14 protein-coding genes are annotated in these 14,034 nt (G+C 70.6%); 4 read left to right on the top strand and 10 right to left on the bottom strand.

Features of this window, described 5'->3' with window-relative positions; genetic code table 11:
* Positions 1 to 6 precede the first annotated feature (6 nt).
* The 7 genes from JJL56_RS16630 to JJL56_RS16600 form a co-directional block, all read right to left on the bottom strand.
* Positions 7 to 486: an HMA2 domain-containing protein gene (locus JJL56_RS16630; RefSeq protein ID WP_200485672.1), complete on the bottom strand. Its 480-nt coding sequence runs from the start codon at positions 484 to 486 to the stop codon at positions 7 to 9.
* 50 nt (positions 487 to 536) lie between these two features.
* Positions 537 to 731: a hypothetical protein gene (locus JJL56_RS16625; protein ID WP_200485671.1), complete on the bottom strand. Its 195-nt coding sequence runs from the start codon at positions 729 to 731 to the stop codon at positions 537 to 539.
* Positions 732 to 739: 8 nt separating this feature from the next.
* The gene (locus JJL56_RS16620; protein ID WP_200485670.1) at positions 740 to 1,939 is read right to left on the bottom strand and encodes a response regulator; all 1,200 of its coding nucleotides are present in this window, start codon (positions 1,937 to 1,939) and stop codon (positions 740 to 742) included.
* Positions 1,936 to 4,983 (bottom strand): ATP-binding protein, encoded by a 3,048-nt coding sequence (locus tag JJL56_RS16615; protein WP_200485669.1) that lies wholly within the window; start codon positions 4,981 to 4,983, stop codon positions 1,936 to 1,938. Before JJL56_RS16615 ends, JJL56_RS16620 begins: the two co-directional genes overlap by 4 nt.
* A complete protein-coding gene (locus JJL56_RS16610) occupies positions 4,980 to 6,503 on the bottom strand; it encodes a bifunctional metallophosphatase/5'-nucleotidase (RefSeq protein WP_200485668.1) in 1,524 nt (507 codons plus the stop codon). The genes JJL56_RS16615 and JJL56_RS16610 overlap by 4 nt, the downstream gene beginning before the upstream one ends.
* Before the next feature lie 144 nt (positions 6,504 to 6,647).
* Positions 6,648 to 6,974 (bottom strand): DUF2218 domain-containing protein, encoded by a 327-nt coding sequence (locus tag JJL56_RS16605; RefSeq protein WP_145628948.1) that lies wholly within the window; start codon positions 6,972 to 6,974, stop codon positions 6,648 to 6,650.
* Between the two features lie 29 nt (positions 6,975 to 7,003).
* Positions 7,004 to 7,633, bottom strand: a complete 630-nt coding sequence (locus JJL56_RS16600) for a PadR family transcriptional regulator (protein WP_247889639.1) — start codon at positions 7,631 to 7,633, stop codon at positions 7,004 to 7,006.
* A gap of 240 nt (positions 7,634 to 7,873) precedes the next feature.
* On the opposite strand from JJL56_RS16600, the gene JJL56_RS16595 reads away from it, so the two are divergent.
* From JJL56_RS16595 to JJL56_RS16580, 4 genes are read left to right on the top strand one after another with little or no spacing between them, the layout of a single operon-like run.
* Entirely contained in the window at positions 7,874 to 8,803 is a 930-nt protein-coding gene (locus JJL56_RS16595; protein ID WP_200485667.1) for a siderophore ABC transporter substrate-binding protein, read from the top strand.
* Positions 8,804 to 8,806: 3 nt separating this feature from the next.
* The gene (locus JJL56_RS16590; protein ID WP_200485666.1) at positions 8,807 to 9,781 is read left to right on the top strand and encodes an ABC transporter permease; all 975 of its coding nucleotides are present in this window, start codon (positions 8,807 to 8,809) and stop codon (positions 9,779 to 9,781) included.
* The gene (locus tag JJL56_RS16585; RefSeq protein WP_186453061.1) at positions 9,771 to 10,754 is read left to right on the top strand and encodes an iron chelate uptake ABC transporter family permease subunit; all 984 of its coding nucleotides are present in this window, start codon (positions 9,771 to 9,773) and stop codon (positions 10,752 to 10,754) included. Before JJL56_RS16590 ends, JJL56_RS16585 begins: the two co-directional genes overlap by 11 nt.
* Entirely contained in the window at positions 10,751 to 11,509 is a 759-nt protein-coding gene (locus tag JJL56_RS16580) for an iron ABC transporter ATP-binding protein (RefSeq protein ID WP_145628952.1), read from the top strand. Before JJL56_RS16585 ends, JJL56_RS16580 begins: the two co-directional genes overlap by 4 nt.
* Positions 11,510 to 11,515: 6 nt before the next feature.
* Here JJL56_RS16580 and JJL56_RS16575 read toward each other — a convergent pair whose 3' ends face one another.
* The 3 genes from JJL56_RS16575 to JJL56_RS16565 are packed head-to-tail and all read right to left on the bottom strand — an operon-like array spanning position 11,516 to position 14,008.
* A complete protein-coding gene (locus JJL56_RS16575; protein ID WP_200485665.1) occupies positions 11,516 to 12,604 on the bottom strand; it encodes an alpha-hydroxy acid oxidase in 1,089 nt (362 codons plus the stop codon).
* Between the two features lie 46 nt (positions 12,605 to 12,650).
* Positions 12,651 to 13,322, bottom strand: coding sequence for a tetratricopeptide repeat protein (locus JJL56_RS16570; protein WP_200485664.1), 672 nt, complete (start codon positions 13,320 to 13,322; stop codon positions 12,651 to 12,653).
* Positions 13,322 to 14,008, bottom strand: coding sequence for a Fe2+-dependent dioxygenase (locus tag JJL56_RS16565; RefSeq protein WP_200485663.1), 687 nt, complete (start codon positions 14,006 to 14,008; stop codon positions 13,322 to 13,324). The genes JJL56_RS16570 and JJL56_RS16565 overlap by 1 nt, the downstream gene beginning before the upstream one ends.
* Positions 14,009 to 14,034 lie beyond the last annotated feature (26 nt).

Here is a 14,034-nt window from a genome sequence, read left to right as displayed (position 1 = left end):
GGGCGTTCATTGGAAGAGGCGTTTGCGCTGCACGGTCATGTGGACGAGCATGAAGGCGACGAACAGCGTGCCGAAGCCGGCATGGACGCGTTTGCCCACCCCCAGCGCCGCCAGGGTAGCCGCCATGCTGCCCATCATCCCGATCTTGGCCGCGCGGTTGATCCGCCATTTCAGCTCGGGAGCGGCCGGCTTGCTTTCCGCGACGGAGGCAGGCTCGTCCGGCTGCGGCGGAGCCTCCGCGGGGTACAGCACCGCCGTCAGCAGCGTCTCCACCTGGGACCGGGCTTCATCCGGCGCCACCGCGGCGGAGTCGTAGCTCAGCAGAAAGCTGCCCACCGCCGGGTTGCTCTCGGTCATCCGGACGGCATCCAACGCTTCCAAACGTCCCAGCGCTTCCTGGAAGCGGTCCGTCCGGCGCAGCAAGGGGTGGCGCACGCGGATGCGTCCGGGCACCGCCGATGCGATGGGAGAGGTCCGTCCGGTCATTGCCCGTTCTCCTGCGTCAGCCGCGGTCCACCCACACGGCCAGGGACCGTTCAATGGCTGCCCAGAATATCCATAACTTCACAATGGTGAAACATTTCCCGCCCTTGCGCATCGGCGTCGGGCGCAAGGCCGCGTTGCAAAAATGCCGCGCCCTCATCCATGAAGTGCAGGGCGAGGAGCATCATGGCGCCGTGGCCGCGGTCCGCTTCCGGCTCTGGAACTTGCTTTCCGGCGTGATTGAGCAAAGTCCAGCTCACAGATCCGGCGGGGTGCGGGCCGGCAGATGCAGGGTCGCCAGGGTGCCGCCCCCGGAGCGCGAGGCGATGGTGAAGGACCCGCCCAGCCGGTCCGATGCCAGATTGTCCACGATGTTCAGGCCGAGCCCGACCGACCCCGTGCCGCGTCGGGTGGTGAAGAAGGGCTCCAGGATGCGCCCGGCGGTCCCCTCCAGGATGCCGGCCCCGTCGTCGGCGACGGACAGCAGGACCGTCTCCGGCCCCGACGCCATGGCCCCGACCGTTACCAGCCCGCACCGCCCCGCCGGAAAGGCGTGGTCCAGCGCGTTGCGCACGAGCTGCTCCAGGATCGTCGACAGAATTGCCGGGTTGCTGACCATGCGCAGGTCGGCGGGGCAGTCCACGGCCATGCGGTGCCCCAAAGGCTCCCACTGCGGGCGCAGGCTCTCCGTCACCTGTTCGAGGAAGGGCCTCAGCGCGATGGTCTGGCGCAGCCCGCCATGGTCCGCCGCCACCCCCTTGAAGCAGCGCACGATCTCCCCGGCGCGCGCGATGGTGCCGGACAGCAGGGCGGCCAGCTCCCCGGCGCTCGCCAGGAAGCGCTCAAGCTCGGCGCGGCGGAGCTGGTTGGCGGCCAGCCGCTCCGTCATCGCGGCGACCCGGTCGCCGAGATGGGACGCGCTGCCCAGCGCCACGCCGATGGGCGTGTTGATCTCGTGCGCCACGCCGGCGACCATCTGGCGCAGCGCCGCCATCTTCTCGCGCTGGGCCTGGGCCAGCTTGCGCGTGCGCTCGCGGACCAGCGCCTCCAGATGCTCGTTCTCGTCCTTCAGGCTGCGGTTGGCCCGGCGCAGCGACAGGTGGGTGGCGACGCGGGCGCGCACGATGGCCGGGCTGAAGGGCTTGGTCACGTAATCGACCGCCCCGGTCTCCAGCCCGAAGGCCTCCTCCTCGGGGCTGGACAGGGAGGTGATGAAGATCACCGGAATGTCGGCGGTGGCCGGGTCGGTCTTCAGCAGCCGGCACACCGCGTAGCCGTCCAGCCCCGGCATCATCACGTCGAGCAGCACCAGCTCCGGCGGGTCGGCGGAGGCCAGCTCCAGCGCGCGGCGGCCGGAGGTGGCGAAACGCACCTCGTGCCGGTCCTCCAGCACGCTGGCCAGCGCCCGGATGTTGGCCGTGTCGTCATCGACGATCAGAATGTGACCACCGTTCACGGTGTCGTCTCCCGGTCCCGTTCCCTGTTGCATGCGGCGGTGAGCCGTTCCAGCGCCGCGCGGGCGGCGGCGAAGTCCAACGCCTCCACAGCGTGCCCCATCCTGTCCAACGCCTCGTCATGGCCATGCCCGGCCAGCAGGCCGCGCAGAGCGGCGAAGCGCGCTGCCGCCGACAGGCTGCCGCTGCGCAGCGCCTCCTCCAGCGCGCGCAACGCCTCTTCCAGCTCGTCCGGGCTGACCAGAGGAAGCACCGGGATTTCCGGCACGACCTCCACAGCCATCTCCGCGGCGCGCAGCGTTTCCGCCGAAGCCAGCGCGGGACCGAGGGCGGCGGACAGGTCGGCCACGAGCCCCGGTATCGCGTCTCGCCGCTCCTCGCGCGCCGCCAGTTCCAGCGCCGCGGCGGCGGAACTGGCGGCCATCGCGCCGACCGTCCCGGCGCTGCCGCGTAGTCCATGGGCGAAGCGTTCCAGCGCCGGCCCGTCTCCCGCGCTGCGCAAGTGCTCCAGCCGGACCGGCGCATCGCCGTAGCGGTCGAGGAAATCGAGGATCGCCCGGCGCAGCGTGCCTGCCCGCCCATTCATCCGCGCCAGCGCCGGGGTGAGGTCGAACCCCTCCAAGCTGTCGGGAAGTGTCTCGGGACGCTTGGCATCCGTCTCCGCGGCCATGGCGACCGGCGGAGCCTCCCGCCGCCCGAACGGCTTCAGCCGGCGGTTCAGCACGGCGACGAGGCGGTGCGGCTCCACCGGCTTGGCGATGTGGTCGTCCATCCCCGCGTCCAGACAGCGCCGCCGCTCCTCTTCCAGGGCGTGGGCGGTCATGGCGATGATCGGCAGGCGGTCGGGGCCGCACTGGCGGCGGATCGCCCGCGCCACCGCGAAGCCGTCCATGTCCGGCATCTGGACGTCGGTGAGCAGAGCGGCGTAGTCCGCCCCCGGCTCCAGCGCCAGCCGCACCGCCTCCCCGCCGCTGCCGACCGCGGTGACGGCCAGCCCGGCGTCCTCCAGCAGCTCCCGCGCAACCAGACGGTTCACGGCGTTGTCGTCGACGACCAGCACGCGCAGGCCGCGCAACGGCTCGTCCACCTGCAGGCCCGCAAGCCCCGGATCGGCCAGGGCGGGCAGCGCCCCCACAGCGCCGTCCTGCACGCCGACCGTGACCGTGAAGCGGAAGGTGCTGCCCAGGCCGGGGGTGCTGTCCACGGCGATGCCGCCGCCCATCATGACGGCCAGCCGCCGGCTGATCGCCAGCCCCAGCCCGGTTCCGCCGTAGCGGCGGGTGGTCGAGCTGTCGGCCTGGGCGAAGGGCTGGAACAGGCGGGCCACCTGCTCCGCCGTCATGCCGATGCCGGTGTCGCGCACGGCGAAACGCAATTCGGCCTCCCCCTCCCCGGCCATCCGCGGCGCGGCGGTCACGCCGAGGACCACGCTGCCGCTCTCCGTGAACTTGACCGCGTTGTTGACGAGGTTGAGGAGCACCTGCCCCAGCCGCAGAGGGTCGCCCAGCAGGGCGGTGGGCACGTCCGGGGCGACCTCCAGCCGCAGAACCAGCCCCTTCTCCTCGGCGGAGAGGGCGGCGGTGCCGGCCACCATGTCGAGCACGGCGGACAGGTCGAAGGGCACGCGCTCCAGCGTCAGCATGCCCGCCTCGATCTTGGAGACGTCGAGGATGTCGTTGATGATCCCCAGCAGCGCCGTGGCGGAAGCGCGAATGCGGGTCAGGTAACCGCGCTGGCGCAGCGGCGGCCCGGCGCGCAGGGCGAGGTGGCTGAGGCCGAGGATGGCGTTCATCGGCGTGCGGATCTCGTGGCTCATATTCGCCAGGAAATCGCCCTTGGCGCGCGACGCCTCCTCGGCGCGGCGGCGGGCCTCCTCCACCTGCTGCTGGCGGCGCGCGATCTCGTCAAGGAAGTGGCGGATCGAGCGGGAGATGGTGGCGATCTCGTCGGTGCCGCCGTCGGGCAACGGCGTCTCCCGCCCCTCGACCCGGTCGAGCACCGCGTCGTTCAGCCGGACCAGACGCAGGGTCAGGAAGCGGCGCAGATACAGATACACGCCGAGCGCCACCAGGAAGCCCAGCGCCCCCAGCCCGATCAGGATGCGGTTCTGCGTCGCGGCCAGTTCGGACAGGCCGTCCGCCTCGCCCGCCGCCGCCGCGTTGATCCGTTCGAACAGCGCGTGGGAGATCTTCACGACCTCCTCGACCATCACCAGCACCTGGTTGGTCAGCGCCTTGCTGCGGGCGATGGCCGCCTGCCGCTCCATCAGGCTGGGCAGCAGGCCGGTGGGGCCGAGCAGAGCCACCTCCAGCCGCCGGTGCAGGGCGGCGAAGCGCTCCGCCTGTTCGGGCGGCAGCCCGGTATGGAGCGCCGGCAGGGCCGACAGCGCCGCCGCCGCGTCCTTCTGGGCGCGCGCGATCTCGCGCTGGAACCGGCTGTTGCCGGCGTGGGTGCTCTCGTTCAGCACGCGGTTGACCGTGTTGGTCCAGGCGGTCAGCGGTCCCAGCCGGTCTGCCGGCAGCGTCGGCAGCACGGCGGCGACCAGCGCGCCGGCCTCCGCCGACAGACGGCGGGTCTCGTCCAGCGCGTCGTCGGTGCGCACCGCCGCGTCGATGCGCTCGGCGACCAGCCGGTCGAGGTCCGCCACCGTCGGGACGAGCGTTCCCAGCACGCCGGCCAGCGTCGCGCCGCCCTCGATGTCGGAGAGGGCCTGGGCCGACCGGGTGACCGCCGTCAGGTTGGCCGTCAGCTCGGCCAGGGTGACCCGCCGTTCGGGATGGCTGGTCGCCCCGCCCAGCCGGGTCGCCTGCGACAGCACCTGCTGCAGGCCGCCGTTCAGCACCGCCCCGGTGGTGATGCGCGGCAGCGCCCCGTTGGACAGGTCCGACAGGGCGTGGCGGAACTGCGCGAGGTCGTAGAGAGCCGCACCCGACACGCCGAGCAGCACGCCCACCATGACCAGAAGGCCCAGCCCGACGCGCCGCCCAACGCCGCCCCGGAAGGGCGCGCGCGGGACCGGCGCGGTCGAGGCTGGCTCCGTCGTCATCGACGCTCGGTGATGCGGCCGTCGATGCGGGGCGACACCGTCCCCCGGTCGGTCAGATGCTGGGCCATGATCTCCCACAGCAGCTTGCCGCCGGCCCCGGAGGAGGAGGGGAAGGCGCCGGGCGACTTCAGCATGCCGTAGCCGTCGCCGCCCTGGGCCAGATAGGTGGGCAGGGCCACCGAATAGGTGGCGTTCGGGTCGAGCGGCTTGCCGCCCACCGTGACGGAGACGACGCGGCTGCCCGCCGGTTGCTTCAGGTCGTAGACCACCGCCATGTTGGACGGGTGGAGGAAGCTGCCCTTCTGGTTGTCCACCCCGGCGGCGCTGACCTCCAGCGCCTCGCGCAGGGCCTTGCCGGTCAGCGGGACGGCGATGATGGAGTCGCGGAAGGGCAGTTCGCGCTGGATGTCGCGGCGGGTCAGCACGGCTCCCGCCTCGTACTGGCGGTTGCCGCGGATGTTGCCGCCGTTGATGAAGGCCAGGTCGGTGTTGAAATGGCCGCGCATGGCATCGGCGATCAGCGAGGCGAAGGCGTTCTCGCCCGTGCGTATCGCGGCGCGGCGGGTGTCGAGCGGGGTCGCCGTCGTCCCGACGGTGATGTCCAGCAGTTCCGACAGGCGGGTCAGATAGACGCCGACGCGCTTTTCCATCGCCGGGTCCGGCACCAGCCCGGCCAGCGGCACGATGGCGGCGCCGGCCAGCGCGGGCGGCGCCTTGCCGTCGCCGTCCAGCTTCAGGACGAAGGCCGATCCCTTCACGTTGACATGGACGCCGAAGACTTTTCCGTTGCCGGCCTCCAGCACGTCCTTGCCGCTGGCGGAGAGTTGGAGCAGCGCGTCGATGGCGGGTTCGCCGCGCAGCGCCTCCACCGCCTCCGGAGTGTTGTCCAGGATGGCGACCACATAGACGGCCCCCTGCGCGCGCAGGGCGCGGGCCTCGGCGGCGATCGTGGCGGGGGGCCGGACCTCGATGTCCGGCACGATGTACTGGACGGTCAGTTCCGGCGAGATCGCCGAGACCACGCCGATCTTGCCCACGGGCGTGTCGAGCAGCGCCGACGGCTCCAGCCCCTCCATCACCTTGCCGGTGTTGCGGTCGATGGTGTTGGCGCTGACGAAGGGGAAGCGCGCCTCGTAGCTGCGCAGCGTCAGCTCGTCCTTGCCGAAGCCGAGATCGCGCTTGGTCACCGCCATCATGTCGGGCTGAAGCTCGTTCAGCAGGTCGATCATGTGGGCGCCCCGGTCGAAGGTGGACAGGACACCCGCGGCCAGCGACGCGCCGCCGTGCAGGAACAGGGTGCCGCCCTCCACCCGCGTGGTGCGCAGCAGCGTGGCGAGGTTGGCGAGGCCGCCCTCACCCTCCACCGGTTCGATGTCGGCCATCGTCGAGGTGAAGACGATCGACAGCTCCGCCGCCGACGCGACCGGCGCGAAGGCGCCGAGCGCCGCGACGGCGCAGGCGGCCATGACGGCACGCCAGCCGGAAAAACGCCACACCCCACCATCGCCGCGCTTCGGCATGGGTACCCCCTTCTGCCATCCCTGTTCCTTCAGGATGGTTCTTCCCGTATTCGGGTGGGGGAGTTCAAGGCATATCCACGCATGCCGGGGAACATTCCCGTGACAAAAACCCCTTTCGAAACAAGGACAAGAGCAACGACCGGATCAGGCCTCCTCGTCCTGCCAGGGGTAGGCCAGCGGAACCTCGCGGAAGGCGAAGCGGTCGAGATGGCGTTCCAGTGCCCCTTTCAATGCGGCGAGATGCTCGGCGGAGCTGGTGTCCAGCCGGCAGTCCAGCGAGTCCGGCCGGGCCTGGAGCGTCAGGATGGCGTCGCCCGGCCAGTCGGCGCCGCGGGCGTCGCGCGGGAAGACGACTCTCCCCGCCTCCGGCGTGTATTCCACCGCCAGATTGTGCGCCCAGTGCTTGCAAAGCTGTTGAAGGTAGCGGCTGCCGTTCGGGGTCGGAACGCGGACGCTGCTGGCGTGTCTCATGTTCATCCTTCCATGCGGTGGCGGTGTGTTCAGGGAAGACGTTCGATGCGCTGGGCCGCCTCGTCGATGATCGAGACGGCGGCGTGCACCGTGTCCGCATCGACGCCCTCGCGCCCCAGCCGGTGCATCAGCACGGCGCGCAGATTCTCCATGGCGCGGCGGATCGGGGCGCCGTCGGTGTGCTCCCGCCGGGTCGCCAGGGCGGCAAGGCGGGCGAACAGGGCCTCGACGGTGTCCTTGTCCTGGGCGAGCTGGGCGGTGCCCTCCGGGGTCACGGCGAAGGGTTTGCGCGCGCCTTCGGCGTCCGTCTTGGCGATGTGGCCCATCTCCTCCAGCAGCGACAGGGTCGGGTAGATCACGCCGGGGCTGGGCACGTAGCCACCACCGGTCAGCTCCTCGACGGCGCGGATCAGGTCGTAGCCGTGCCGTGGCTCGTCGGCGATCAGCTTCAGAAGAACCAGCCGCAGTTCCGACGCTTCGAAGACGCCGCGCCGGCCGCCGCGGCCGCCGCGCCGCTCGTGACGCTCATGGCCCCAGCCGCCCTCCGCGGCGTGACGGCCGCCACCATGGCGAGGACCGCCGCCGTGCGGGCCATCGCCGTACGGGCCGGGATGATGGCGGCGCATCCGGCCGCAGAAGGGATTCGGGAAAAACTTCATGACAAGGGCTCCATCGTGTTCCGATAGATTCAAGATATATCGCGAACTATCTTATATCAAGCCCCGATCGCACCGTTTCCCCTCTCACGCCCTGGGAGAGGGGAACACCCTCTCCAGCCACGCCCGGCAAGCATACTGCGAATGCGAGCAATTCGCATTGACGATCCGCGGGAATCCGGACCACAGTGCCCCCGCCCTTCCGGCATAGGCCGTCCAGTCAAAGTTGAAGGAGATTCAAGGATGAAGCTGACCCGACGCCACGCCCTCGCCATGACCGCCGCCGTGGTCGGCCTCGCCGCCCTGGCGCCCGCTCCCGGCCACGCCCAGGACATGACGGTGCGGCACGCGCAGGGCGAGACCCGGATTCCTCCAAAGCTCGACCCCGTCCTGGTCTTCGACATGACCGCGCTGGACACCTTGGACGCGCTGGGCGTGGCCATCGCCGGGGTGCCCACGGGGCTGAAGCCGCCGCACCTCGCCAAGTATGACGGTCCGTCCTACGCGAAGATCGGCACGCTGTTCGAGCCCGACTACGAGGCGGTGAACGCCGCCGAGCCCGGCCTGATCGTCGCCGGCGGCCGGTCGGCCCCGAAATACGCCGAGCTGTCGCGCATCGCGCCGACGCTCGACATGACGACCGACCAGACCGACTTCCTGGCCAGCTCCATCGCCAACATCGAGACGCTGGGCCGCATCTTCGGCAAGAGCGCCCTGGTCAAGCAGAAGGTCGACCGGCTGCGCGCCTCCATCGCCGAGTTGAAGGCGACCGCGGCAAACGCCGGCAAGGGCCTGTTGGTCCTGACCACCGGCGGCAAGATGAGCGCCTACGGGCCGGGGTCGCGCTTCGGCATCCTGCACACGGAGTTCGGCATCCAGCCCGCCGCCCCCGACCTGAAGGTCGCCAACCACGGGCAGGCCATCTCCTTCGAGTTCATTCTGGAGACCAACCCGGACTGGCTGTTCGTGATCGACCGCGACGCCGCCATCGGGCAGGACGGCAAGCCGGCCCGGCAGTTTCTCGACAACGACATCGTCCGCCGCACCACCGCCTGGCGGAAGAACCAGGTCGTCTATCTGAACGGCGGCAACTGGTACATCGTCGGCGGCGGGCTGTCGGCGCTCCAGCAGGATGTGGACGATCTCCTGGCGGCGCTGTCCAAGAAGTCCTGATCCGTGAAGCCCCTCCCAATCGCCACACTCCCGATTGCCGCATTCGGCATCGGCCTGCTGGCCGTCTGGAGCCTGTTCGTTGGTGTCAGCGACGTCAGCCTCGCGGCGCTGTTCGGCGGCGCCCCGGACCAGGCCACGCAGGTCCTGCTGGTCAGCCGTCTGCCCCGGACGCTGGCCCTGATCCTGGCCGGCGCGGCCATGGCGGTGTCCGGCCTGCTCCTCCAGATGCTGGTCCGCAACCGCTTCGTGGAGCCCTCCACCGCCGGGACCGCGGAATCGGCCATCTTCGGCATGATGATGGTCTCGCTGCTGGCGCCGGAGATGCCGGTGTTCGGGCGCATGGCCGTCGCCAGCCTGTGCGCGCTGGCCGGAACGGGGCTGTTCCTGGCGATCCTGCGGCAGGTGCCGCTGCGCTCGCCGCTGGTCGTGCCGCTGGTCGGCATCATGCTGGGTGGGGTCATCACGGCGATGACGGAGTTCGTTGCCTACCGCCAGGACCTGATCCAGTCGGTGCGCGGTTGGGAGACGGGGGACTTCTCCGCCATCCTGCTTGGCCGCTACGAGCTGCTGTGGCTGAGCGCCGCCCTGACCGGCGTCGCCTATCTGGCGGCGGACCGCTTCACCGTCGCCGGGATGGGGCGTGACGTCGCCACCAACCTGGGCATCGACCACCGCAAGGTGATGGCGCTGGGGCTGGTCATCGTCTCGATGACCACGGCGGCGGTGATCGCGACCTGCGGCATGATCCCCTTCCTGGGGCTGATCGTTCCCAACGTTGTCAGCCTCGTCCGCGGCGACAACATGCGCGGGTCCCTGCCCTGGGTCGCGCTGATGGGGGCCGGGCTGGTGCTGGCCTGCGACATCGCCGGGCGGCTGGTGATCCACCCCTACGAGGTCCCGATCGGGACGATGATGGGAGTCATCGGCAGCGCCCTGTTCCTCTACCTGCTGCTGCGGAGGAACGGCCATGCCGGCTGACCGCCGCATCCTCTCGCCGATGGTCGTCCTGGGCGGCCTGTCGGCGCTGACCCTGCTGTCGATCGCGCTGTTCATGACGCTGGGCGCGCGCGGCAAGTGGGACTTCATCCTGGCTTTCCGCGGCACCAAGATCGCGGCGATGGTGCTGGTCGGCTACGCCATCGCCGTGTCGACCGTGCTGTTCCAGACGATCACCAACAACCGCATTCTCACCCCGTCGGTGATGGGCTTCGACCATCTCTACCGGCTGATCCAGACCGGGCTGGTGTTCCAGTTCGGCAGCGGCCTTGTCGCGACGCTCGACCCGCGCCTGCGCTTCGGTGTCGAGGTGGCGTCGATGGTCGTCTTCTCCGGCCTGCTCTACTGGTGGCTGTTCAACGGGGCGGGCCGCGGCGACAACCGGCGCAGCCTGCATTTGCTGCTTCTCGTCGGCATCGTGTTCGGCGTGCTGTTCCGCAGCGTGACCAACTTCCTTCAGCGCATCATCGACCCCAACGCCTTCCTGACCGTGCAGGACCGGCTGTTCGCCAACTTCAACCGGGTGGACGTCGAGCTGCTGACGGTGTCGGCGCTGGTCGTGCTGGCGGTGTCGCTGGCCGGCTGGCGGTGGCGGCGCACCTTCGACGTGCTGGCGCTGGGGCGCGACGCCGCGGTCAACCTCGGCGTGGAGCACCGGCGCGCGGTGATGACGGTGCTGGTGATGGTCTCCATCCTGGTGTCGGTGTCCACGGCGCTGGTCGGGCCGGTCACCTTCTTCGGCCTGCTGGTCGCCAACCTCGCCTATCTGGTGATCCGCTCGCACCGGCACGCGCTGATCCTGCCGGCCGCGGTGCTGATCGCCGTGCTGACGCTGGTCGCCGGCCAGCTCGTGCTGGAGCGGGTGTTCGGCTACAACGCGGCACTCAGCATCGTCATCGAGTTCGTGGGCGGTCTCGCCTTCCTGTTCATCCTGGTGCGGGGTTCGGCCCGATGATCGACGTCAAGACCATCACGAAACGCTACAACGGAACCGTCGTCGTCGACGGGGTGTCCCTGTCCCTGCCGGCGGGCGGGGTGATCTCGCTGATCGGGCCGAACGGGGCCGGCAAATCGACGCTGCTGTCGATCGTCAGCCGCCTGCTGCCGATGACCTCGGGCACGGTGGAGATCGACGGGCTGGACGTGACCACCACGCCGGGCGAGGTGCTGGCCCGCCGCCTGTCCATCCTGCGCCAGGACAACCAGATCATGTCCCGCCTGACGGTGGAGGACCTCGTCGCCTTCGGCCGCTACCCGCACAGCAAGGGCCGCCTGACCGACGACGACCGCGGGCACATCCGCAACGCGCTGCGCTATCTGGACCTGGAGCCGCTGGCCGGCCGCTTCCTGGACGAGCTGTCGGGCGGCCAGCGCCAGCGCGCCTTCATCGCCATGGTGCTGTGCCAGGACACCGAATACATCCTGCTCGACGAGCCGCTGAACAACCTCGACGTCAAGCACGCGGTGGCGATGATGAAACTGTTCCGCCGCACCGCCGACGAGTTCGGCAAGACCATCGTGCTGGTGCTGCACGACATCAACTTCGCCTCCTGCTACTCCGACCGCATCGTCGCGATGCGCGACGGCCGGGTGGTGCACCAGGGACCGCCGGAGGTCATCATCACGCCGGACGTCATCCGCGACGTCTACGGCGTCGAGGCCCAGGTGATGGAGAACGGCGGCCAGCGCATCGCGCTGTATTATCAGTAAAGTGCCTCAGAAGCGCGGCGGTTCGAAGATCGCCGAACGGTCGATGTCGGCCAGCCGCGCCCGCCCGCTCAGCGCCATGGCGACCTCCAGCTCGGTCTGCAGGATGGTCAGCATGTGGGCCACCCCCGCCATGCCGCCGACCGCCAGGGCGTGCAGCACCGGCTGGCCCACCAGCACCGCGTCGGCGCCGAGCGCGAGGGCCTTCAGGATGTCGGTGCCGCGCCGGATGCCGCCGTCCGCCAGGATGGGCAGGCGGCCCGCCGCGCGGGCGGCGACCAGCGGCAGCACCTCCGCCACCGCGGGCAGCGTGTCGAGCGTCCGCCCGCCATGGTTCGACACGATGATCCCCGCCGCCCCGGCCGCGATGGCGGGGTCCACGTCGTCGGGGTTCATGATGCCCTTCAGCAGCACCGGCAGCCGCGTCTCGGCGCACAGCCGGCGCACGGTGTCCCAGGTGGCGGCGGCGTGCAGCATGCCCTGGAAGACCGGGCTGCCGGGCCGCGCCGGAGTGAAATTGTCCGGCGCCAGACCGGCCAGATTGACCGGAGCGATGCCGTCGGGCAGGCGGAAACCGGCGCGCTGTTCGATGTTGCGCAGGCCGCTGACCGGCGCGTCCACCGTCAGCACCAGCGCGCGGTAACCCGCGGCCTCCGCCCGCCGCACCAGGGTGAGCGTGTCTTCAAAACGCGGCTGGGTGTAGATCTGGAACCACAGCGGCCCGCCGGCCGCCGCCGCGACCTCCTCCAGCGTCACGCTGGACTGGGTGCTGACGGTCATCCAGGTGCCGGTGAGGCCCGCCGCCTGCGCGGTCGCCCGCTCCCCGTCGCGATGGACCAGCCGGTGGAAGGCCATCGGCGCGATCAGGATGGGATAGGGCATGGCCTGCCCGAACAGCGCCGTCGCCGCGCTGGCCTGCGACAGGTCGCGCAGCGCCCGAGGCATCAGGCGCATCCGGTCGTAGGCGTCGCGGTTGGCCTGCCGGGTGATGCCGTCCGCCCCGGTCCCCGCGATGTAGGCGCGGGTCGCCGCATCGACGCGGGCGGTGAAGTGGCGCTCGTAGTCGGAGAGCGAGACGGTGTCGGCGGGAACGCTCATCGCGGGGGTCCTCAAGAAATGTTCCCTCTCCCCTCCGGGGAGAGGGTTAAGAAGTGCCCTCCGCCAAATCCCTCGCCCGTCGCGCCAGCGCGCGCAGGCGAGGGTCGGGCTGGTCGGCCAGGGCGACGGCCATGCCGCGGTGGAAGTCGGGAAAGCCGGTTTCCAGCGCCCGCGCGAACCACGCCAGCGCCTCCTCCGTCCGCCCGTCCTGGAGCAGCAGGCGGGCGTGGTTGAAGCGGCCCCAGCAGTCCCCGCCCTCCGCCGCGGCCTGGAAGAGTTGGCGGGCGCCCGCCCCGTCCTCGGCCACCGCGCGCCCGGCCTCGTGGAACAGGCCGAGCATGTTCAGCGCCTTCACGTTGCCCTTGCGGGCAGCGGCGGCGTAGAGCCGGTAGGCCTCGGCGTCGTCCGCCGCGACGCCCAAGCCGCGGCAATGCAGGTCGGCCAGATTGAACAGCGCCCACGCATCGCCCAGCTCGGCGGCCCGGCGGTAATGGGCGGCGGCCAGGACGGGATCGGCGGGCACGCCCCAGCCGTGCTCGTGGCAGCGGCCCAGCATGTTGACGGCGCGGGCGTCGCCACTGCGGGCGGCGATGCGGAACCACTCCACCGCCTGCGCCCGCTCGGCCCCGCCGCGGTCGAGGCACTGCTGCCCCAGGGCGAGCTGCACGTCGATGATCCCCGGCCCCTCCGTCGAACCGGTTGCCGCTGCGCCGGCCATCACACCTCCGCCCAGCGCCGCAGCAGGTTGTGGTAGTGGTTGACCAGGGCCAGCACGGACGGGTGCTGGTCGCCCAGCTCCCGGCGCAGGTCGATGATCGCGACGTCGAGGTCGTAGAGCATCGCCCGCAGCCCGTCGTCCTTGACCAGCGACTGCGTGAAGAAGAAAGAGGCCCAGCGCGAGCCGCGCGTCACCGGGGTCACCCGGTGCAGGCTGCTGGACGGGTAGACCACCGCGTGCCCCGCCGGCAGCTTCACGCCCTTGGTGCCGTAGGTGTCCTCGACCACCAGATCGCCGCCGTCATATTCGCCGGGATCGCTGAGGAAGATCGTGGTGGAGACGTCGGCCCGCATCCTCATGCCGCCGGTTCCCGGAATGGCCCGGATGGCGTTGTCCACATGGTTGCCGTAGGTCATGTCCAGGTCGTAGCGGTTGAACATCGGCGGCAGGACGCGCAGCGGCAGGACCGCGGAATTGAAGGCCGGGTTGCGGCCCAGCGCCTTCAGGATGACCACGCCCAGCTCGCGGGCGGTGTCGCTCTCCTCCGGGATCTGCCGATTGTTCTTGGCCAGCACCGCCTGGGAGCCCGCGGTGACGCGGCCATCGACCCAGGGCGACGCCTCCAGCACCGCGCGGCAGTGGGCGACCTCGTCGGCGGTCAGAACGTCGGGGATTTGCAGAAGCACGGGGAGGAATCCTTTTGCAGAAGAAG

The organism is Azospirillum aestuarii (assembly GCF_016632405.1).
Classification (GTDB): domain Bacteria; phylum Pseudomonadota; class Alphaproteobacteria; order Azospirillales; family Azospirillaceae; genus Azospirillum; species Azospirillum aestuarii.
This window is presented reverse-complemented; position numbering and strand designations above follow the sequence as displayed.

Bases quoted from the DNA above. Each gene is read 5' to 3' on its own strand.
- JJL56_RS16630 (WP_200485672.1), bottom strand. From the start codon at position 486: ATGACCGGACGGACCTCTCCCATCGCATCGGCGGTGCCCGGACGCATC.
- JJL56_RS16615 (WP_200485669.1), bottom strand. From the start codon at position 4,983: ATGACGACGGAGCCAGCCTCGACCGCGCCGGTCCCGCGCGCGCCCTTC.
- JJL56_RS16610 (WP_200485668.1), bottom strand. From the start codon at position 6,503: ATGCCGAAGCGCGGCGATGGTGGGGTGTGGCGTTTTTCCGGCTGGCGT.
- JJL56_RS16605 (WP_145628948.1), bottom strand. From the start codon at position 6,974: ATGAGACACGCCAGCAGCGTCCGCGTTCCGACCCCGAACGGCAGCCGC.
- JJL56_RS16600 (WP_247889639.1), bottom strand. From the start codon at position 7,633: ATGAAGTTTTTCCCGAATCCCTTCTGCGGCCGGATGCGCCGCCATCAT.
- JJL56_RS16595 (WP_200485667.1), top strand. From the start codon at position 7,874: ATGAAGCTGACCCGACGCCACGCCCTCGCCATGACCGCCGCCGTGGTC.
- JJL56_RS16585 (WP_186453061.1), top strand. From the start codon at position 9,771: ATGCCGGCTGACCGCCGCATCCTCTCGCCGATGGTCGTCCTGGGCGGC.
- JJL56_RS16580 (WP_145628952.1), top strand. From the start codon at position 10,751: ATGATCGACGTCAAGACCATCACGAAACGCTACAACGGAACCGTCGTC.
- JJL56_RS16575 (WP_200485665.1), bottom strand. From the start codon at position 12,604: ATGAGCGTTCCCGCCGACACCGTCTCGCTCTCCGACTACGAGCGCCAC.
- JJL56_RS16570 (WP_200485664.1), bottom strand. From the start codon at position 13,322: ATGGCCGGCGCAGCGGCAACCGGTTCGACGGAGGGGCCGGGGATCATC.